Below are 19,383 nucleotides of genomic sequence, written 5' to 3'. Positions count from 1 at the left end.
GTCGCCTCACCCCAACCCTCTCCCCGTAAGAACGGGGAGAGGGAGCGCAACGTCATTTGTCCGGCGAGATCGGCATCTGGATATCGCCGGTGATGTGCTTGATGGGCCCGGCCGCCGACGGCATCACGTCGAAGTCGAAGATCTCCGTCGGCAGCCATAGCGTGGCGCAGGCGTTGGGTACATCGACCACGCCGGAGATGTGGCCCTGGCACGGCGCGGTACCGAGGATCGAATAGGCCTGCGCGCCGGAGTACCCGAACTTCTTCAGATACTCGATCGCATTGAGGCAGGCCTGACGATAGGCGATGTGGACGTCGAGATAGTGCTGCTTGCCGGCCTCGTCCACCGAGATGCCCTCGAAGATCAGATAGTCCTTGTAGTTCGGCGTGATCGGCGACGGCTTGAAGATCGGATTCTTGATGCCGTATTTTGCCATGCCGTCCTTGATCACCTCGACCTTGAGATGCAGCCAGCCGGCCATTTCGATGGCGCCGCAGAAGGTGATCTCGCCGTCGCCCTGGCTGAAGTGAAGATCGCCCATCGAAAGGCCCGCGCCCGGCACATAGACCGGGAAGTAGATCTTCGAGCCGCGCGAGAGATCCTTGATGTCGCAATTGCCGCCATGTTCGCGCGGCGGCACGGTGCGCGCGCCCTCCGCGCCGATCTTGGCCTTGACATCGCCCTTGGCGCGGCCGCCATGGGCGGTCGGCGCGAATGGCGGATTGGCAAGGCCAGGCACGCGGGTCGGGTTGGTCGAGATCAGCTCGGCCTCACGCTTGTTCCAGGTGTCCAGCATCTTCGGATCTGGCAGACAGCCGATCAGGCCGGGATGGATCAGGCCGGCGAAATTCACGCCGGGCACATGGCGCGACGAGGTATAGAGGCCCTTGATGTCCCAGATCGACTTCTGCGCCAGCGGGAAATGATCGGTGAGGAAGCCGCCGCCATTCTGCTTGGAAAAGAAGCCGTTGAAGCCCCACAGGCTTTCCTTGAGTGGACCGACGTCGAGCAAATCGACCACCAGGAGATCGCCGGGCTCTGCGCCCTTGACGCCGATCGGGCCGGACAGGAAGTGCACGATCGACAGATCGATGTCGCGAACGTCGTCGGCGGAATCGTTGTTCTTGATGAAGCCGCCGGTCCAGTCATAGGTCTCGATGATGAAATCGTCGCCGGGATTGACCCAGGCCACGATCGGGATGTCGGGGTGCCAGCGGTTGTGCACCATGTCATTATCGTAGGCCGACTTGGTGAGATCGACCTTGATCAGTGTCTCTGGCATCGAGATGCTCCCCTTTTACACGGTTGGTTAGACGGACAGATATTTCGAGACCTGCGCGGCATCGACGGCGTCGCGCGGATCGTCGCGCACGATCTCGCCGTTCTCGATCACCAGCACGCGGTCGGCGATATCGAGCGCGAAGCTCAGGACCTGCTCGGACACCACGATCGAGAGCCCCTTCTCGTCGCGGATGCGCTTCAGGGTGCGCGCCATCTCCTTGATGATGGAGGGCTGGATGCCTTCGGTCGGCTCGTCCAGCAGCAGGACCTTCGGCTTGGTCGCGAGCGCACGGGCGATCGCGAGCTGCTGCTGCTGGCCGCCGGAGAGATTGCCGCCGCGGCGGCCTTTCATCTCGAGCAGGACCGGAAACAATTCATAGATATCGCCCGGCACCTCGGATCCGCCGGAGACGACGAGCCCGGTCTCGATGTTCTCCTTCACCGTCATGGTCGAAAAGATCATGCGGCCTTGCGGCACATAAGCGAGGCCCTTGGCGACGCGCTCGTAGCTCTTGAGGTTGCCGAGCTCGGCGCCGTCCATGGCCACCGAGCCGCTTTTCGTCGGCAGTATGCCCATCAGCGACTTCATCAGCGTGGTCTTGCCCATGCCGTTGCGGCCCATGATTGCGACGATCTCGTTGGGCGCGACCTTGACGTTGAGCCCGTGCAGCACCTCGCTCTGGCCGTAGGCGACGTGAAGATCAGAAATAGCCAGCATCAGCGTGCTCCTAGGCTCGGTGCTTCTTCACCTCTCCCCCCCGGGGAGAGGTCGGCGCGTAGCGCCGGGTGAGGGGGCGCGCGTCCGACGAGAGAGCAAGACCCCTCACCCGAATTGCTACGCAATTCGACCTCTCCCTGTGGGAGAGGTGGACGGAGATCGTCGCGCCTGCCCGCTTCTTCGCCATCGCTCAGTGACCCAGGTAGACTTCGACGACCTTGGGGTCGTTCTTGACCTTCTCCATCGTCCCCTCGGAGAGGATCTGGCCCTGGTGCAGCACGGTCACCTTGTGCGCGATGTCCTCGACGAATTTCATGTCGTGCTCGATCACGAGCACCGAACGGTTCTTGATGATGCGGTTGAGCAGCTCTGCCGTCTTGGCCCGCTCGGAGACGCTCATGCCGGCGACGGGCTCATCGAGCATCAGGAGATCCGGATCCTGGATCAGCAGCATGCCGATCTCGAGCCATTGCTTCTGGCCATGGCTGAGCTCGTCAGCATAGGTATTGAGCTTGTCCTTGAGGAAGATCATCTCGGCAACCTCGGCGACCCGCTCCTTCACCAGCTGGTCGCGCTGAAAGGTCAGCGAGCCGAACACGGTGCGACCGCGCGGAAACGAGATCTCGAGATTTTCAAAGACGGTGAGGTCCTCGAACACCGACGGCGTCTGGAACTTGCGCCCGACGCCGGTCTGCACGATCTCGTTCTCCTTCATCTTCGTGAGCTCCTTGCCACGAAACTGAATCGAGCCCGAGGTCGCCTTGGTCTTGCCGCAGATCAGGTCGAGCACCGTGGTCTTGCCGGCGCCGTTGGGACCTATGATGACGCGAATCTCATTCTCTTCGACGTAGAAGGAGAGATCATTGACCGCCTTGAACCCGTCGAACGAGACGGTCAGTCCGGAGACAGCGAGCAGGAATTCCTTGGGCTGATGTCCAATGAGCATGATGGTCCCTCACTCTGCTGGCGCGCCGTCGGCGACCGAGTTGTCGTTCCAGTCCGGTTTCGGCTTGCGCGAGGCGAACAGCCGATCGATGCGCGGCTGTACGTAGTCAGCCCAGAGCCCGGACAGACCATTCGGGAAGGCGAGCACGACCGCGATGAACAGCGCGCCGAGACCGAACAACCAGAGTTGCGGGAAGGATTCCGACAGGCTGGTCTTGGCGAAATTCACCAGGAGGGCGCCCCATATCGCGCCGAAGATCGACATCCGTCCGCCGACCGCGGTGTAGATCACCATCTCGATCGACGGCACGATGCCGACAAAGGACGGCGACATGAAACCGACATTGAGCGCGAACATGGCGCCGCCGATCGCGGCGAAGACTGCGGCCATGCAGAAGGCAAAGATCTTGAAGTTGGCAACGCTGTAGCCGGAGAAGCGAACGCGGTCCTCCTGCTCGCGCATCGCCACCAGGATGCGGCCGAGCTTGGTCAAGCGGATGAATTGCGCGATGCCGATGCAGGCGAACAGCAGCAGCACCTCGACGAAGTACAGGATGATCTTGGCGTGGTCGGGCCGAATGTCCCATCCCCTGAGCGTGCGCAGATCGGTCATGCCGTTGATGCCGCCGGTATAGCCCTGCTGACCGACGATCAGGATGGTGAGGATGGCGGCGACAGCCTGGGTGATGATCGCGAAGTAGGTGCCTCCGACCCGGCGCTTGAACATCGCGGTGCCGATGATCAGGGCGAAAAGACCGGGGACCAGGATGATGGCGAGGATGGTGAAGGTCAGGCTGTGAAACGGCTGCCAGAACAGCGGCAGCGACGTGATCTGATTCCAGTCCATGAAATCGGGGATACCGGGCGTTGACTGGATCTTGGTGTTCTCGACGCTCGATGCCTCGAGCTTGAGGAACATCGCCATGCAATAGCCGCCGAGGCCGAAGAACACGCCCTGCCCCAGGCTCAGGATGCCGCCATAGCCCCAGCACAGCACGAGGCCGAGCGCGACGAAGGCGTAGGTCAAATATTTCGCGACCAGATTGAGGCGGAACACATCCAGCGTCAGCGGCAGGATCACGAACAGCACGGCAGCCAGGGCGATGAAGCCCATGAGTTCGGATCGATTGAAGAAGCGTGAGTTGATCATGACTTGCCTGCTTCTCGTTATTTACGGACCTTGAGGGCGAACAGACCCTGCGGCCGCAGCATCAGGATTCCGACAACGGCGAGCAGCGTGAGCACCTTGGCCATCGAGCCCGACATGAAGAATTCGAGAGTCGATTGCGTCTGCGAGATCGAGAAGGCCGAGGCGATGGTGCCGAGCAGGCTCGCGGCGCCGCCGAACACGACGACCAGGAACGTATCGACGATGTAGAGCTGTCCGGAGGTCGGGCCGGTCGAGCCGATCATGGTGAAGGCGCTTCCGGCGATACCCGCGATGCCGCAGCCCAGGCCGAAGGTGTAGCGATCGACCTTCTCGGTGTTGATGCCAACGGCGCCGGCCATGATGCGGTTCTGCACGACAGCGCGCACCTGGCGGCCCCAGCGCGATTTGTACATCACGTAGGCGACCGAGATCGTGATCAGAACGGTGAGACACATCACGAAGACGCCGTTGATCGGCACTTCGATGCTGTCGGTGACGTGCAGCGAGCCCAGCATCCATTGCGGCAGTTCGACCCCGACCTCGCGCGCGCCGAACACGGAGCGATAGGCCTGCTGCAGCATCAGGCTGAGACCCCAGGTGGCGAGCAGCGTGTCGAGCGGGCGTTTGTAGAGATGGCGTATCAGCGCCCATTCCACCAGCATTCCCAGCGCACCGGATGCGACAAAGGCCAGGATCATCGCGAGGAAAAAGTAGCCGCTGAACAGGCCCGGCAGGTAGGCCTGGAACAGATTGGAGGTCATCCAGGTGACGTAGGCCCCGAGGATCATGAACTCGCCATGGGCCATGTTGATGACGCCCATCTGGCCGAAGATGATGGCAAGCCCGAGCGCCATCAGGACATAGACCGAGAACAGGATCAGTCCGGCAAAACCCTGCATGACGAAAATCGAGCCGAGATCACCAAGCGAGTAGTCGCCGAACATCGATGTCCTCCGTCAGGGAAAGGGGTCCCGCGTCGCGAGCAGGTTCGCGACGCGGGGTCTTGAGCGTGGATATGCGGTCCACGCCAGGGAGCGGGTCGGTGTTGGGGAGAAGCGCGGCCGAGTTGCGCTTACTGATAACCCTTCGGGAACGGATCCGGCTCGACGAGATCGGCGGTCTCGTAGATCAACTCGAACTGGCCATCGAGCTTGGCGCGTCCCACCCGAGTCTTCGACCAGAGGTGATGATTCTCGTGGATGCGCACGTAGCCTTCGGGAGCGCCCTTGAACTCGACACCCGGCGAGGCCGCCGCGATCTTGTCGACGTCGAAGGAGCCGGCCTTCTCGACCGTCAACTTCCACAGCCACGGACCGAGATAGGCAGCCTGGGTGACGTCTCCGATGACAGTCTTCTCGCCCCACATCTTCTTGAACGCGGGCACGAAGGTCTTGTTGTTGGGATTGTCGAGCGATTGGAAGTATTTCATGCAGGCATAGGCGCCCGCGATGTTCTCACCGCCAATGCCGTCGATCTCGTCCTCGGTGACCGAGATCGTCAGCAGCGCCTGCTTGGCGAGATCGATGCCGGCCGCCTTGAGCTGCTTGTAGAAGGCGACGTTGGAGCCGCCGACCACGTCGGTGAAGATCACGTCGGGCTTGGTCAGCTTGATCTTGTTGATGACCGAGTTGAACTGGGTCGAGCCGAGCGCATAGTACTCCTCGCCGACCACCTTGCCCTTCAGCACGTTCTCGACGTGCTTGCGCGCGATCTTGTTCGAGGTGCGCGGCCAGATGTAGTCGGAGCCGATGAAGAAGAACGACTTGGCCCCCTTCTCCTTGGCGATCCAGTTCAGGCCGGCGAGAATCTGCTGGGTCGCTTCCTGACCGGTGTAGATGACGTTCTTGGATTGCTCGAGGCCTTCGTAGAAGGTCGGGTAATAGAGCATGCCGTTATACTGCTCCATGACCGGCAGCACCGCCTTGCGCGAGGCGGAGGTCCAGCAGCCCATGATCGCCGCGACCTTGTCGTTGACCAGCAGCTTCTTGGCCTTTTCCGCAAAGGTCGGCCAGTCGCTGGCACCGTCCTCCTGGATGAACTTGATCTTGCGCCCGAGCACGCCGCCCATGGCATTGATCTGCTCGATCGCGAGCTTTTCGGCTTCGATCGAGCCGGTCTCGGAAATGGCCATGGTGCCGGTGGCCGAATGCAGGATGCCGACCGTAACCTCGGTGTCGGTGACCGCAAGACCCGTAGTATTGACTGCCGAGGTCGCCGGGGCCTGCGCAAAAGATGCCCGCGGCAGCATCGTGATGGCCGGCACGGCGGCCATTCCCATCAATAATTTGCGCCGGAGCGGCGACAACAGGCCCTTGTTTGCTTCGTCTGACATGAGCACCCCCACTTTTGTTCGAGAACACGCGTTTGGTGCAGCGAGGATGGCTCGAATTTATGCAGCGAAAGCATACGCAAGATCGCGTATACTGCACCGCAAAATGCCGACGTAGGCTTTTGGTACGGAATTTGCGAGGGCTCGGGTCCGTATCGGGAGTGGGGTCAAGAGTGGCAGGGCGGCAGCGAATAGACCGCGTCAGGCGCCAGTACAACCAATGGGTCGCCAACCAGACGCTGGAGGATTACGCGCTGCGCTTCACGGCGAAGAGCGCGCGTCGCTGGTCCGCCGCCCGGGTCGCCAACACGGCGCTGGGCGCGATCTCGTTCCTGGCGATGGAGGCGATCGGCGGCACCATCACGCTGAACTATGGCGTCACCAACGCGACGGCCGCCATCCTGGTGGTCTCGATCATCATCTTCTGTTGTGGCGTGCCGATCGCCTATTATGCCGCCAAATGCGGCATCGACATCGACCTGCTGACCCGCGGCGCCGGCTTCGGCTATATCGGCTCGACCGTCACCTCGCTGATCTACGCGTCCTTCACCTTCATCTTCTTTGCGATCGAAGCCGTGATCCTCGCGTCCGCGCTCGAGATGTGCTTCGGCATCCCGCGACCGATCGGCTATCTGATCAGCGCCGTCGTCATCATCCCGCTGGTGGCCTACGGCATCACGCTGATCAGCCGCTTCCAATTGTGGACACAGCCCCTCTGGATTGTGCTCCACATCATTCCGTTCGCAGCGATCGCCTGGCACAACCCGTATTCCTTTACGGAGTGGCGCAAATTCTCGGGCGAGCACGGCGATCTCAACGGACATTTCGACCTGCTCCTGTTCGGCGTTGCGGCCTCGGTGGTGTTTTCGTTGATGGCGCAGATCGGCGAGCAGGTCGACTTCCTGCGGTTTCTGCCGCGCGACCGCCGCGCATCCAGGGCCTCCTGGTGGATGGCGCTGATGAGCGCGGGACCAGGCTGGATCGTGCTCGGCGCGCTGAAGCTGCTGGCCGGCTCGTTCCTCGCCTTCTTCGCGCTCAGCCACGGGGTGCCGCCCGAAGAGGCCGCCGAGCCGGCACACATGTATCTCGAAGCGTTCCGCTATGTGCTGTCGCAGCCTGACCTCGCATTGGCATTGACCGGCACGTTCGTGATCCTGTCGCAAGTCAAGATCAACGTCACCAACGCCTATGCCGGCTCGATCGCCTGGTCGAATTTCTTCTCGCGCCTGACCCACAGCCATCCCGGCCGCGTCGTCTGGCTGGTCTTCAACGTCATCGTGGCACTGCTGCTGATGGAGATCGGCGTCTACAAGGCCCTGGAGCAGACGCTGGCGCTGTATTCCAACGTCGCGATCGCCTGGGTCGGCGCGTTGGTCGCCGATCTCGTCGTCAACAAGCCGCTGGGCTTGCGGCCACAGCAGATCGAATTCAAGCGCGCGCATCTCTACGACGTCAATCCCGTCGGCGTCGGTGCGATGACGATCGCGACCATCGTCTCCATCAGCGCCTTTTACGGCCTGTTCGGACCGACCGCGAAGGCGCTGTCAGCCTTCATCGCGCTCGCGGTCGCCTTCATCGCCGCACCATTGATCGCCTGGGCCACAGGCGGCAAGTACTACATCGCGCGCAAGCCGAAGCGGAGCTGGCAGAACATCGAGGCGATCCAGTGCTGCATCTGCGAGCACTCATTCGAGCCGGAGGACATGGCGTCCTGCCCTGCTTACGCCGGGCCGATCTGCTCCTTGTGCTGTTCACTCGATGCCCGCTGCCACGACCTCTGCAAGCCGCACGCGCGGATCCAGGCGCAGGTGTCGGAGACGCTGGGCAAGCTGATGCCGCAGCCGATCTACGCACGGATCAACTCGCAACTCGGCCAGTATATCGGCGTGTTCGTAGTCTCCGCCGGCCTCGTCGCGCTGGTGCTTGGCCTGATCTATCTGCAGACCTCGGCGAGCGTGCGTGGCGAGAACATGCTGGTCTCCGACGTGCTCTGGAAGGTGTTCTTTTCGCTCAGCATCATCATTGGGGTGGTGGCCTGGCTGTTCGTGCTGGCGCAACAGAGCCGCCGTGCGGCTGAAGCCGAGACCCGGCGGCAGACCACGCTGCTGATCCAGGAGATCGATGCCCACAAACGCACCGACGCCGAGCTCCAGCGTGCCAAGGAGGTCGCCGAATCCGCAAACCTCGCCAAGAGCCGCTACGTGGTCGGCCTGAGCCACGAGCTGCGCTCGCCGCTGAATGCGATCAGCGGCTATGCGCAACTGCTCGAGCAGGACGCGACACTGAGCACCAAGCCGCGTGACCAGGTCCGCGTCGTCCGCCGCAGCGCCGATCACCTCTCCGGACTGATCGACGGCATCCTGGATATCTCCAAGATCGAGGCGGGACGGCTTTATCTGTCGCGCGATGAGGTGCGCCTCAGCGAATTCCTCGACCAACTCGTCGGCATGTTCCGCCTGCAGGCCGCCGCCAAGGGCATCGACTTCGTATTCCGGCGGCCGCCACATTTGCCGGTCGTCGTCTATGCCGACGAGAAGCGGCTGCGCCAGGTGCTGATCAATTTGCTCTCCAACGCGATCAAGTTCACCCAGACCGGCAGCGTGCAGTTCGTGGTGCACTATCGCAGCCCTGTCGCCGAGTTCGAGGTGATCGATACCGGTCCGGGCATCCAGAGCGACGATCTCGAGCGCATCTTCGCGCCCTTCGAGCGCGGTGCGCTCGGCGTCTCGCAGCCGCAGACCGGCACCGGGCTTGGCCTGACCATCAGCCGTCTGCTCGCCGGCGTGATGGGCGGCGATATCAAGGTCTTGAGCACGGTCGGCACTGGCAGCACATTCAAGGTCAAGATCCTGCTGTCGGAGGTCACCAATCCCCGGCGCATCGCGCCGGTGGAGGCCCCGGTCTCCGGCTATCACGGCGCGCGCAAGACCATCCTCGTCACCGACGACGATCCCATTCATCGCGACCTCCTGCGCGAAGTGCTGACGCCGCTCGGCTTCATCCTGCTCAGCGCTCCCGACGGACCCGGCTGCCTCGCGCTGGCGCAACACTGCCGGCCCGACCTGTTCCTGCTGGACATCTCGATGCCCGCCATGGACGGTTGGGCGGTCGCGGAGGCCTTGCGCGCGAGCGGCCATCACCAGGCGCGCATTCTGATGGTCTCGGCTAGCGCATTGGAGGCTCACGGCGCCCCGCTGGCGCAACCTTTCCATGACGGCTATCTGATGAAGCCGATCGACATCCCGCGGCTGCTGGAGACGATCCGCCAGCTCCTCAAGCTCGAATGGCAATATGGCTCGGACGAGATCGCGGTGCCATTCTGGCGACCGGAGAGCGGATCGAAGCCGCCAGTGCGGCACATCGAGGCGCTGATCGGGCTCGGCCAAATCGGCTACGTCAAGGGCATTCAATTGAAGCTGGACGAGATCGGCAACGAGCACCCGGAGCATGCCGACTTCGTCGCGCAGATGCGATCGCTGGTCGACCGCTTCGAACTCGACCAGTACATGAACACATTGAAGACATTGCATGCGCATGAGCATTGAACCAAAGAAGCGCGACGTCGCGCTCGTTGTCGATGACTCGCCCGAAACGCTTCGGCTGCTGACCGACGCGCTCGACAGCGCCGGCATGACGGTGATGGTCGCGCTCGACGGCGCGGCCGCGATGCGCATCATCGACCAGATCACGCCCGACATCGTTCTGCTTGATGCCGTGATGCCGGGCATCGACGGCTTCGAGACCTGCCGCCGGCTCAAGCGCGATGCGGGACTTGCCAATGTCCCTGTCATCTTCATGACCGGCCTCGCCGAGACCGAGCATATCGTTCGCGGGCTCGAGGCCGGTGGCGTGGATTACGTGACAAAGCCGATCGTGATCGAGGAGATGCTGGCGCGCATCCGCGTCCATCTCGGCAATGCCCGGCTGACGCAGAGCGCGCGCGCCGCGCTCGACGTCTCCGGCCGCTTCCTGTTCGCGGTCAACCGCCAGGGCAACGTGTTATGGGCGACGCCGCAGGCGCAGAAGCTGATGTCCGACCATCAGGGCCCACAGGCCGACGAGTTCGTCCTGTCGCCATCATTGCTGCAATGGCTGGAGCAGGCCAAGGCCAAGGGCAGCTCGAAGTCTCAGGCCGCCTCCTTGCCCGAGAACCCGCAACTCCGGCTGTATTACATGGGCGAAACGGCGCCGAACGAGTTTCTGCTGCGGCTCTCCAGGGAGTCCGGCACTACACTGCCCCCCGAATTCACCAGCGAACTCGGCCTCACCACCCGCGAGGGCGAGGTGCTGGCCTGGCTCAGCAAGGGCAAGACCAACCGCGACATCGCGCAGATTTTGGGCCTCAGCCCGCGCACGGTCGACAAGCATCTCGAGCAGATCTACGCCAAGCTCGGCGTGGAGAACCGGACGGCAGCCGCGGCCATCGCGGCGAACGCGACGCGAAAGAATTCGTGAGCGTGAGTTGCGACGCCACTGACCAAACAATCGGTGTCGTCCCGGACAAGCGTAGCGTAGATCCGGGATCTCATAACCACAGGGAGAAGCTTAGCGAAGACTCGGAGTTAACAGCGCGTCCGATAACCACACCCCGTGGTTATCGGTCCCGGGTTCGCTCCGCGCCCCGGGACGACAGTTGAGTGTGTAGCGATAGTCGCCGCCCCTCACAGCAACGCGAGCCTCACCCGTAAACAAACGCCTTATCATCCAAGTCCGTCTTCGGGATCTCGTCCTTCTCGGTCCAGTAGTCCTGGCTGTGCTGCCATTCCGGCTTGTCGCCGCGCTTGGGCAACAGGTCCATGTTGCGCATCATGTAGCCGGGATTGAAGTTTTCCGGATCGATCCAGGGCAGGATCGGCATGTTGTGGTCCTCGGCGCGCAAGCTCACCTCGACCTTCTTTGCGCCCTTGCTCTTCATATGTCCGAGCAGCCGGCAGACGAAATCGGCGACGAGATCGACGCGCAGCGTCCAGCTGGCGCGGAAATATCCGAACACCCAGACCATGTTCGGAACGCCCGTGAACATCATGCCGCGGTAGGTGACGGTGTCGCCGAAGGCGAGCGGCTTGCCGTCGATCTCGAAGGCGATGTCGCCGAGCGCCGCGAGATTGAAGCCGGTCGCGGTGACGATGACGTCGGCTTCCAGCAGCTTGCCGGATTTGAGCTGGATGCCGTTCTCGACGAAGCATTCGATCTCGTCGGTGACGACCGAGGCCTTGCCGCTGGCAATCCCCTTGAACAGATCGGCATCCGGCACGAAGGCGATGCGCTGCCGCCACGGCCGGTATTTCGGCGTGAAATGCGTCTCGACGTCGTAGTCGGGGCCGAGGACCGCGCTGATCTGGCCGATCAGTTCCTTCTTGACATGCTCAGGCTTGGAGACGCACAGCTTGGTGAACGCATCCTGCTCGAATAGGATCTTGCGGCGCACGATCTCGTGGATCCATTCCTCGTCGACCTGGAGCCGGCGCAGCTCCTCCGCGATCTCGATTGCGTTGCGGCCGAGCCGGAAATAGGTTGGTGAGCGCTGCAGCATGGTGACATGCGCGCACTTGTCCGCGATGTTCGGCACCAGCGTTGCCGCGGTCGCGCCCGAGCCGATCACGACCACCTTCTTGCCCGTGAGGTCGATATCGTCAGACCAGGTCTGGGGATGGACGATGCGGCCCTTGAACCGGTCCGTGCCCCTCCATTCCGGCGTGTAACCTTCCGAATGGCGATAATAGCCCTGGCACATCCAGAGGAAGTTTGCGGTGAACGTCCTGGGCTCGCCGGTGTCGGTCGTCACCGCCTCGATGGTCCAGAGATTCTGCTCGCTCGACCAGCTGGCGGAATTGATCTTGTGCCTGTAGCGGATGTGTTTTGCGAGATCGTTCTCTTCAATCACCTCGTTCATGTAGGCGAGGATCTCTTCGGCGGTCGCGATCGGCGGTCCAACCCAGGGCTTGAAGCTGTAGCCGAAGGTATGGAGATCGCTGTCGGAGCGAATGCCGGGATAGCGATGCGTGGTCCAGGTGCCGCCGAACGTTTCCTGCGTCTCCAGGATGACGTAGCTGGTGCCCGGCAACTGCTTTTCGATGTGATAGGCGCTGCCGATGCCGGAGATGCCGGCGCCGACGATCAGCACGTCGAAATGTTCGGAAGCTTGCTTGGTAGCGTTGTGACCGCGAACAGCGACATTCATTGTTGCTTCTATGCCTTGCTTGCTTTTGTGGCCGCCCTTGATGGACGACGCGTTTCCTCCGCGGCCGGCATGATCACCCGCCGCGCTTCAGCTTCAAAATGACATAGATCAAGCCGCGGTCAAATCACAGCCCCGCACCCCAGCTCCGCGCGGTCTGCAAGATCCAGTCGCGATAGAGCGTGAGCGGTGTGACGCCGGTTAGCCCGCCGCAACCGGCCGCGCCGTTCGGCCCCGTGGACCAGCTGATGAGGCCGACGAGCACGGCACCGTTCGGCTTGTCCTCGAACACAGGGCCACCAGAATCGCCGGTGCAAGCGCCGATTCCGTCGCGAACACCGTTGGTTACGGGATCGACCAGCCGGATCTGGAGCGTTCCGGGCTGGCCGGTGGCGACAAGCGCGGCAATGCGCGTGATGCCGCCGCTCTTGCCATCGCCGCGAACGGTGACGCCGATGCCCGCGATCGTGAAGCGGCCGCCAACCCGAATTGGAATTTGCGGCATGCCAACCGGCACCACAGATTTTCTCTTGAGTGGAATTTCCAGTTGCAGCAGCGCCACGTCCGCGGTGGCGCGGTGGGATTGCATCGCCTGCATATTGAAGTTCGGATGGATTGCGACCGTGCGCACGTTCATCAATTGCGGCTGACCGTCGGTACCGTGACCGACGATCTTGTAGTCAGCGCCGGGCTGCACGCAGTGGGCGACAGTGAGCACAAGACTTGGCGCGATCAGGCTGCCGGTGCAGAAATTGCCGCGCGAGCCGACGATGGTGACGACGGCACGCGCCACGCCATCGGCCTGCGGCGTGCCGCCGCCGACGATGGCATGCGCGGGGCTGGCGATCAGCAGCGCTATGATGAGAGTTGCAAGCATCTTCATGGGAACACGCTTCGGCATCGATGACAGCAGGGGATGGCTTCGGACTGGCCCTTGCCGATAGCGCATGCTAGCCCTCTTGGAAAGGAATTGACGAGGACAGGACATTGGCGATCGAAGCTGTGATCTTTGATTTTGGCGGCGTGTTGACGAGTTCACCGTTCGAAGCCTTCGCGCGTTTCGAGACCGAGCGCGGCCTGCCCATCGACATCATCCGGCGCATCAACGCCGCCAACCATCTGGAAAACGCCTGGGCCAAGTTCGAGCGGGCCGAGGTCGATATCGACACGTTTGATCGCCTGTTTGCCGAGGAGTCGCGTGCACTCGGCGCCGAGGTGCGCGGACGCGACGTGGTATCGCTGCTGCAGGGCGATCTGCGCCCCGAGATGGTCGAGGCGTTGAAGCGCATCAAGGCGAAATTCAAGACCGGCTGCATCACCAACAACCTTCCCGCCAACGCCATCGGCAGCATGACCGGACGCTCACTTTACATTGCCGAAGTGATGGTGCTGTTCGATCACGTGATCGAATCCGCCAAGATCGGCCTGCGCAAGCCCGACCCGCGGATCTACCGGCTGATGGTCGAGACGCTGAAGGTCGATCCGAACAAGTGCGTCTATCTCGACGACCTCGGCGTCAACCTGAAGCCTGCGCGCGAGATCGGCATGACCACAATCAAGGTGACGAGCGGTGCGCAGGCGATCGCGGAGCTTGAGCAGGCGACGGGGCTGAGGCTGAGGTAGGCAACTCATCGTTGCGAGGCGCGAAGCCGTGGGCAAAGGCACGCAGCGCCGTGCCCACCTTCTTTCTCGATCGCCACAAATCGTGGGCACGCTACGCTTTGCCCACCCTACGAGACCTATTTCGCCGCAGCAGCGATCCGCTCCGGGAAGGCCGCCGCGAGCGATCCACGATCCGGCTTCAGTACACCGCGCTCGGTGATGAGGCCGGTCACGAGCCGGGCCGGCGTCACATCGAAGGCGTAGTTCGCGACCGGCGATCCCTCCGGCACGATACGCACCGTTTCCAATCTCCCGTCGGCCGTGCGGCCGGTCATGTCGGTGACCTCCGTGCCGCTGCGCTGCTCGATGGGGATGTCGCGGATACCATCATGGACGGCAAAATCGATCGTCGGTGACGGCAGCGCGACGTAGAACGGCACGCCGTTGTCGTGCGCGGCGAGCGCCTTCAGATAGGTGCCGATCTTGTTGCAGACGTCGCCATTGGCGGCGACGCGGTCGGTGCCGACGATGGCGAGATCGACCATACCGTGCTGCATAAGGTGCCCGCCGGTATTGTCGGGGATCACGGTGTGCGGCACGCCGTGATGGCCGAGCTCCCAGGCGGTGAGCGAGGCGCCCTGGTTGCGCGGACGCGTCTCGTCGACCCAGACATGGATCTTGATGCCGCGCTCATGCGCAAGATAGATTGGCGCCGTCGCCGTGCCCCAATCGACGGTGGCGAGCCAGCCGGCATTGCAATGGGTCAGCACATTGACCGTCTCGCCCGGCTTCTTCGATGCGATCGCGTCGATCAGCTTCAGACCGTTGCCGGCAATGCCGCGGTTGATCTCGACATCCTGCTCGACGATCTCGTCGGCGCGCGCGTAGGCTGCCTCGGCCCTTTCAATCGGATCGATCGGCGCGAGCGTCGCACGCATTTCGTCCAGCGCCCATTTCAGATTGATCGCCGTCGGGCGCGCCACCACGAGCTTGTCGTAAGCGCGCTTCAGGCCGGCGTCGGAGGCGTCCTCGCGCATGGCGAGCGCCATGCCATAGGCCGCGGTGGCGCCGATCAGCGGCGCGCCGCGCACCAGCATGTCGCGGATGGCGACGACTGCATCTTCACACGATATCAGCTTTGCAACGACGAACTCGTGCGGCAGCCGGCGCTGATCGATCGCGCCGATCGACCAGCCGTCGCCTTCGCGCCAGATGCTGCGGAAATGCTTGCCGTCGACCTTCATGGCATTCTGCCTTTCGTCTCACGCCCGCAGCACGCGCCCGGCCACCGCGTCGAGCTTCCTAAGCAGCTCCGGATCGCGTGCCTCGGGCGCAGTGATCAGCGCGGTGTCGAGCGCACGGTCCGAGCCGATCGGACACGGCTCATGCTCGCGCGGAAAATCTCTTGCTAGCCGCGCCACCAGCGCCTTCGCCTTGTCGGCGTTCGACGTCAGCACACGGATGATGTCCTGCACCGTGACGGCATCGTGGTCGGGATGCCAGCAGTCGAAATCCGTCACCATTGCGACGGTGGCGTAACAGATCTCCGCCTCGCGCGCGAGCTTCGCTTCAGGCATGTTGGTCATGCCGATCACCGAATAGCCCAGCGTCTTGTAGGTCATGCTCTCGGCGTAGGTCGAGAATTGCGGCCCCTCCATGCAGACATAGGTACCGGTGCGCCCGATTGGGATGCCCTCGGCCTCGGCGGCTGCGGCAAGATGGATGCGCAGCCGCGGCGAGACCGGATGCGCCATCGACACATGCGCGACGCAGCCCCGGCCGAAGAACGAACTCTCGCGCTTGTGGGTGCGGTCGACGAATTGATCGACGAGAACGAACGTGCCGGGCGGCAGTTCCTCCTTAAAGGAGCCGCAGGCCGACAGCGAGATCAGGTCGGTGACGCCGGCACGCTTCAGCACATCGATATTGGCGCGATAGTTGATGTCGGAGGGTGACAGCCGGTGGCCCTTGTCATGCCGCGGCAGGAACACGATCGGCAGGCCGGCGATGGTGCCGCGCCTTAAGGGAGCCGACGGCTCGCCCCAGGGGCTCTCGATCACCTCTTCGCGCGCACCCTCGAGGCCCGGCAGGTCATAAATGCCCGAGCCGCCGATGATGCCCAATACCGCCCGCGTCATGCCTGCTCCACCATGTTCGCCACATACGGCATGGTTAAGCTATGCCAGTTTTGCGGCGGCTTTGGAACGGGGGTGGTGAGATGATGCCGATGGTGTGAGGAGGCTGAGGCGCGCGCCCGACCTAAGCCGCGGTCGCCAGCCGCAGCTGGGTCGCCACCATCCGCTCCAGCGTCTCGACGGACTGGAAATTCTCCGGCGTGATCTCGGACTGCGGGATGGTGAAGTCGAACTCGGCTTCGACGCCGAGCATCAGATTGACCATGTCCATCGAGGTCAGGCCGGCATCGACGAGTTTGGCCGACGGCGGGACGTCGGCGCTGAGCGAATTCTGCTCGAGGATGCCCTTCACCAGCTTGATGATGCGATTGCGCAATTCGGTATCAAAGGCTTGCATCGGCAAAATTCCCGTCTGTCTGTCAAAGGTCGGACCGGCTTGCCGCTACGATGGGCACGGCCTGCCGATCCCGCAATGGGCGGCACTCATACTTCGCGTTTCTTAGTAAACGATGACTCAGATTGTCGGGAATTCAGGCATCTTCCAGATTCCTAACGCGATGCCGGAAAATCGGGAGGTGCAAACAACCCGACCTTAACTGTTCATTCGGAATTGGACTTTGTTTACCCTCTATTTCATCGACGAATTTGAATTAAATCCGTAGCCTCGTCTCACAAGCAAAGATGGCCGGAGGATCGCTGACGCGCATCGCGAATGATGCCGGCGATCTCGAACGGCAAACCGGAGGCGGACGAGTATGAACGTGCGTGAAGCAGTCCTCACTGTCGACGAAACGCAGACCAGCTTCCTGGAGCAGGGTCCCTCCCTGATCGAGCGCGCCGCCCGGACCGCGGCCGCTGCGGCGGCCGACGCCGACGGGGTCGATCGCGACGCCCGTTTCCCGCACAAGGCTTTCGAGATCGCGCGCGAGCAAAAACTGCTCGGCGTCATGATCCCGGTCGAGTTCGGCGGCTTCGGTGCCTCCATCTACGACGTCACCGACATCTGCTACACGCTTGGACGCGCCTGTGCCTCGACCGCGATGATCTACGCGATGCACCAGACCAAGGTTGCCTGCGTCGTCAGGCACGGCCACGGCATCCCCTGGATGGAAACCGTGATGCGCCGGGTCGCCCGCGACCAATGGCTGCTCGCCTCCTCCACCACCGAAGGCCAGAACGGCGGCAACATCCGCGCCAGCGCCGCCGCCGTCGACCATGCCGGTGACACGGTTTCGCTGGTGCGCGACGCCACCGTGATCTCCTACGGCGCCGAGGCCGATGGTCTCGTCACCATCGCCCGCCGCGCCACCAATGCCGCCGCCTCCGACCAGGTACTGCTGGCGCTTGCCAAGGACGATTACTCGCTGAAGCGGACACTGAGTTGGGAAACGCTCGGCATGCGCGGCACCTGCTCGACCGGCTTCGAGCTGAAGGTCGATTGCCCCGCCGACCGGGTCTTCCCGGAATCCTATGACAAGATCCACGCCCAGACCATGACGCCGTTCGCACATCTGTGCTGGTCGTCGGCCTGGGCCGGTATCGCCGCCGCAGCCGTAACCCGCGCGCAGGCCTTCATCCGCAAGGCGGCGCGCTCTTCCGGCGGCCAGATGCCCCCGGCCGCGGCGCACTTCACCGCCGCAAAGATGTCGCTGGCCAAGCTGCGCGCGCTGATCGCTGCCAACATCGACGCTTTCGCCCGCGCCGAGCATGACGAGCGCGCGTTGAGCTCGCTCGACTTCCAGTCCTCGATCACGCTTCTGAAGGTGCAGGCCTCCGAGCTCGCGGTCGAGACCGTGATGCATGCGATGCGCACAGCCGGCCTCTCCGGCTACCGCAACGACGGCGAGTTCACCATGGGCCGACACCTGCGCGACGTGTTGTCGTCCCCGATCATGATCAACAACGACCGCATTCTGGCCAATGCCGCGACATCGACGCTGATGAGCGGCGTGCCGACCAACCTTCGTGACTAAATGCTTGGCGACTGAACCAACAAGAACAATTTTGAGATAGCAGGACATCGACCCATGAACATTGCCGTCCTCCCCAACTCGCCCGCGACCGCGCCGCAGCTGATCGATCCGCTCGATCATCTGGCCGACAAGCTGTTCCACCGCATGGGCGCCGACGGGGTCTATGCCCGTACCGCACTCTATGAAGGCATCGTCGAGAAGCTCGCCGCGCTGATCACGAGCCATCGCGAGACCGGCACCGAGGTGATGCGTTTCCCGCCGGTGATGAGCCGGGCTCAGCTGGAAAAATCCGGCTACCTCAAGAGCTTTCCGAACCTGCTCGGCTGCGTTTGCGGCCTGCACGGCACCGAGCGCGAGATCAACGCCGCGGTGAGCCGCTTCGATGCCGGTGGCGACTGGACCACCTCGCTGTCGCCCGCCGACCTCGTGCTGTCGCCGGCCGCCTGCTATCCGGTCTATCCGATCGCGGCGAGCCGCGGACCCTTGCCGAAGGGCGGCCTGCGCTTCGACGTGGCCGCGGATTGCTTCCGCCGCGAGCCGTCGAAGCATCTCGACCGGCTGCAATCGTTCCGGATGCGCGAGTATGTCTGCATCGGCAGCCCCGACGACGTCGCCGATTTCCGCGAGCGCTGGATGGTGCGCGCGCAGGCGATTGCGACCGATCTCGGTCTCACCTTCCGTGTCGACTATGCCAGCGATCCCTTCTTCGGCCGTGTCGGCCAGATGAAGGCGGTGAGCCAGAAGCAGCAGCAGCTCAAGTTCGAGCTCCTCATTCCGCTGCGCTCGGAAGAGCAACCGACGGCGTGCATGAGCTTCAACTATCACCGCGAGCATTTCGGCACGACCTGGGGCATCCAGGATGCCGGCGGCGAGCCAGCCCATACCGGCTGCGTCGCCTTCGGCATGGACCGGCTGGCCGTCGCCATGTTCCACACCCACGGCACCGACCTTTCCGTCTGGCCCGCCAAGGTGCGGGACGTCCTGGGCCTGCAGCCGCCGGTCACGACCGACACCCATGTCGAGGGCTGGCGTTAACCAAACGAGGCCTGTCATTTCCACGGGTAAGACGAGC

The 19,383-nt window shown here is 63.0% G+C and carries 16 protein-coding genes; 5 read left to right on the top strand and 11 right to left on the bottom strand.

The annotated features are described in order from the left end of the window. Window positions 1–52 precede the first annotated feature (52 nt). From fmdA to urtA, 6 genes are all read right to left on the bottom strand, one after another. Window positions 53–1,282, bottom strand: coding sequence for a formamidase (gene fmdA / locus IVA79_RS32730; protein WP_014491166.1), 1,230 nt, complete (start codon window positions 1,280–1,282; stop codon window positions 53–55). A 27-nt stretch (window positions 1,283–1,309) separates the two neighbouring features. Continuing rightward, window positions 1,310–1,999, bottom strand: a complete 690-nt coding sequence (gene urtE, locus IVA79_RS32725) for an urea ABC transporter ATP-binding subunit UrtE (RefSeq protein ID WP_247560978.1) — start codon at window positions 1,997–1,999, stop codon at window positions 1,310–1,312. Between the two features lie 190 nt (window positions 2,000–2,189). Further along, window positions 2,190–2,945 (bottom strand): urea ABC transporter ATP-binding protein UrtD, encoded by a 756-nt coding sequence (gene urtD, locus IVA79_RS32720; RefSeq protein ID WP_247560976.1) that lies wholly within the window; start codon window positions 2,943–2,945, stop codon window positions 2,190–2,192. A gap of 9 nt (window positions 2,946–2,954) precedes the next feature. After that, a complete protein-coding gene (gene urtC, locus IVA79_RS32715) occupies window positions 2,955–4,094 on the bottom strand; it encodes an urea ABC transporter permease subunit UrtC (protein WP_247560974.1) in 1,140 nt (379 codons plus the stop codon). Between the two features lie 17 nt (window positions 4,095–4,111). Then, window positions 4,112–5,038: an urea ABC transporter permease subunit UrtB gene (gene urtB / locus IVA79_RS32710; protein ID WP_247560972.1), complete on the bottom strand. Its 927-nt coding sequence runs from the start codon at window positions 5,036–5,038 to the stop codon at window positions 4,112–4,114. 128 nt (window positions 5,039–5,166) lie between these two features. Continuing rightward, on the bottom strand, window positions 5,167–6,426 hold the full coding sequence (urtA, locus tag IVA79_RS32705) for an urea ABC transporter substrate-binding protein (protein ID WP_247560970.1): 1,260 nt from the start codon (window positions 6,424–6,426) through the stop codon (window positions 5,167–5,169). A 170-nt stretch (window positions 6,427–6,596) separates the two neighbouring features. Here urtA and IVA79_RS32700 point away from each other — a divergent pair, with 170 nt between their 5' ends. Together IVA79_RS32700 and IVA79_RS32695 are read left to right on the top strand one after the other, a co-directional pair. Continuing rightward, window positions 6,597–9,968: an ATP-binding protein gene (locus tag IVA79_RS32700; RefSeq protein ID WP_247560967.1), complete on the top strand. Its 3,372-nt coding sequence runs from the start codon at window positions 6,597–6,599 to the stop codon at window positions 9,966–9,968. Continuing rightward, the gene (locus IVA79_RS32695) at window positions 9,952–10,878 is read left to right on the top strand and encodes a response regulator (protein WP_247560965.1); all 927 of its coding nucleotides are present in this window, start codon (window positions 9,952–9,954) and stop codon (window positions 10,876–10,878) included. The genes IVA79_RS32700 and IVA79_RS32695 overlap by 17 nt, the downstream gene beginning before the upstream one ends. A 223-nt stretch (window positions 10,879–11,101) precedes the next feature. On the opposite strand, the gene IVA79_RS32690 is transcribed toward IVA79_RS32695, so the two are convergent. Further along, window positions 11,102–12,604: an NAD(P)/FAD-dependent oxidoreductase gene (locus tag IVA79_RS32690; RefSeq protein WP_247560962.1), complete on the bottom strand. Its 1,503-nt coding sequence runs from the start codon at window positions 12,602–12,604 to the stop codon at window positions 11,102–11,104. A 124-nt stretch (window positions 12,605–12,728) separates the two neighbouring features. After that, window positions 12,729–13,484: a trypsin-like serine protease gene (locus tag IVA79_RS32685; RefSeq protein WP_247560960.1), complete on the bottom strand. Its 756-nt coding sequence runs from the start codon at window positions 13,482–13,484 to the stop codon at window positions 12,729–12,731. Window positions 13,485–13,588: 104 nt separating this feature from the next. Between IVA79_RS32685 and IVA79_RS32680 the strand changes: the two genes are divergently transcribed. Next, window positions 13,589–14,224: an HAD-IA family hydrolase gene (locus tag IVA79_RS32680; RefSeq protein ID WP_247560957.1), complete on the top strand. Its 636-nt coding sequence runs from the start codon at window positions 13,589–13,591 to the stop codon at window positions 14,222–14,224. 116 nt (window positions 14,225–14,340) lie between these two features. Here the strand turns inward: IVA79_RS32680 and mtnA are convergent, their stop codons facing one another. The 3 genes from mtnA to IVA79_RS32665 form a co-directional block, all read right to left on the bottom strand. Next, window positions 14,341–15,447: an S-methyl-5-thioribose-1-phosphate isomerase gene (mtnA, locus tag IVA79_RS32675; protein ID WP_247560946.1), complete on the bottom strand. Its 1,107-nt coding sequence runs from the start codon at window positions 15,445–15,447 to the stop codon at window positions 14,341–14,343. An 18-nt stretch (window positions 15,448–15,465) separates the two neighbouring features. After that, entirely contained in the window at window positions 15,466–16,341 is an 876-nt protein-coding gene (locus IVA79_RS32670; RefSeq protein ID WP_247560943.1) for an S-methyl-5'-thioadenosine phosphorylase, read from the bottom strand. 121 nt (window positions 16,342–16,462) lie between these two features. Then, window positions 16,463–16,735, bottom strand: coding sequence for a phosphopantetheine-binding protein (locus tag IVA79_RS32665; RefSeq protein ID WP_247560932.1), 273 nt, complete (start codon window positions 16,733–16,735; stop codon window positions 16,463–16,465). Window positions 16,736–17,093: 358 nt separating this feature from the next. Between IVA79_RS32665 and IVA79_RS32660 the strand changes: the two genes are divergently transcribed. Together IVA79_RS32660 and IVA79_RS32655 are read left to right on the top strand one after the other, a co-directional pair. Next, window positions 17,094–18,311, top strand: a complete 1,218-nt coding sequence (locus IVA79_RS32660; RefSeq protein ID WP_247560930.1) for an acyl-CoA dehydrogenase family protein — start codon at window positions 17,094–17,096, stop codon at window positions 18,309–18,311. Between the two features lie 54 nt (window positions 18,312–18,365). Beyond that, complete coding sequence (locus tag IVA79_RS32655) at window positions 18,366–19,346, top strand: amino acid--[acyl-carrier-protein] ligase (RefSeq protein ID WP_247560928.1); 981 nt, start codon at window positions 18,366–18,368, stop codon at window positions 19,344–19,346. The last annotated feature ends 37 nt before the right edge of the window (window positions 19,347–19,383 follow it).

The organism is Bradyrhizobium sp. 138 (assembly GCF_023074075.1).
GTDB lineage: Bacteria > Pseudomonadota > Alphaproteobacteria > Rhizobiales > Xanthobacteraceae > Bradyrhizobium.
This window is presented reverse-complemented; position numbering and strand designations above follow the sequence as displayed.

Bases quoted from the DNA above. Each gene is read 5' to 3' on its own strand.
- fmdA (WP_014491166.1), bottom strand. From the start codon at position 1,282: ATGCCAGAGACACTGATCAAGGTCGATCTCACCAAGTCGGCCTACGAT.
- urtE (WP_247560978.1), bottom strand. From the start codon at position 1,999: ATGCTGGCTATTTCTGATCTTCACGTCGCCTACGGCCAGAGCGAGGTG.
- urtD (WP_247560976.1), bottom strand. From the start codon at position 2,945: ATGCTCATTGGACATCAGCCCAAGGAATTCCTGCTCGCTGTCTCCGGA.
- urtC (WP_247560974.1), bottom strand. From the start codon at position 4,094: ATGATCAACTCACGCTTCTTCAATCGATCCGAACTCATGGGCTTCATC.
- urtB (WP_247560972.1), bottom strand. From the start codon at position 5,038: ATGTTCGGCGACTACTCGCTTGGTGATCTCGGCTCGATTTTCGTCATG.
- urtA (WP_247560970.1), bottom strand. From the start codon at position 6,426: ATGTCAGACGAAGCAAACAAGGGCCTGTTGTCGCCGCTCCGGCGCAAA.
- IVA79_RS32695 (WP_247560965.1), top strand. From the start codon at position 9,952: ATGCGCATGAGCATTGAACCAAAGAAGCGCGACGTCGCGCTCGTTGTC.
- IVA79_RS32690 (WP_247560962.1), bottom strand. From the start codon at position 12,604: ATGAATGTCGCTGTTCGCGGTCACAACGCTACCAAGCAAGCTTCCGAA.
- IVA79_RS32685 (WP_247560960.1), bottom strand. From the start codon at position 13,484: ATGAAGATGCTTGCAACTCTCATCATAGCGCTGCTGATCGCCAGCCCC.
- mtnA (WP_247560946.1), bottom strand. From the start codon at position 15,447: ATGAAGGTCGACGGCAAGCATTTCCGCAGCATCTGGCGCGAAGGCGAC.
- IVA79_RS32670 (WP_247560943.1), bottom strand. From the start codon at position 16,341: ATGACGCGGGCGGTATTGGGCATCATCGGCGGCTCGGGCATTTATGAC.
- IVA79_RS32665 (WP_247560932.1), bottom strand. From the start codon at position 16,735: ATGCAAGCCTTTGATACCGAATTGCGCAATCGCATCATCAAGCTGGTG.
- IVA79_RS32660 (WP_247560930.1), top strand. From the start codon at position 17,094: ATGAACGTGCGTGAAGCAGTCCTCACTGTCGACGAAACGCAGACCAGC.
- IVA79_RS32655 (WP_247560928.1), top strand. From the start codon at position 18,366: ATGAACATTGCCGTCCTCCCCAACTCGCCCGCGACCGCGCCGCAGCTG.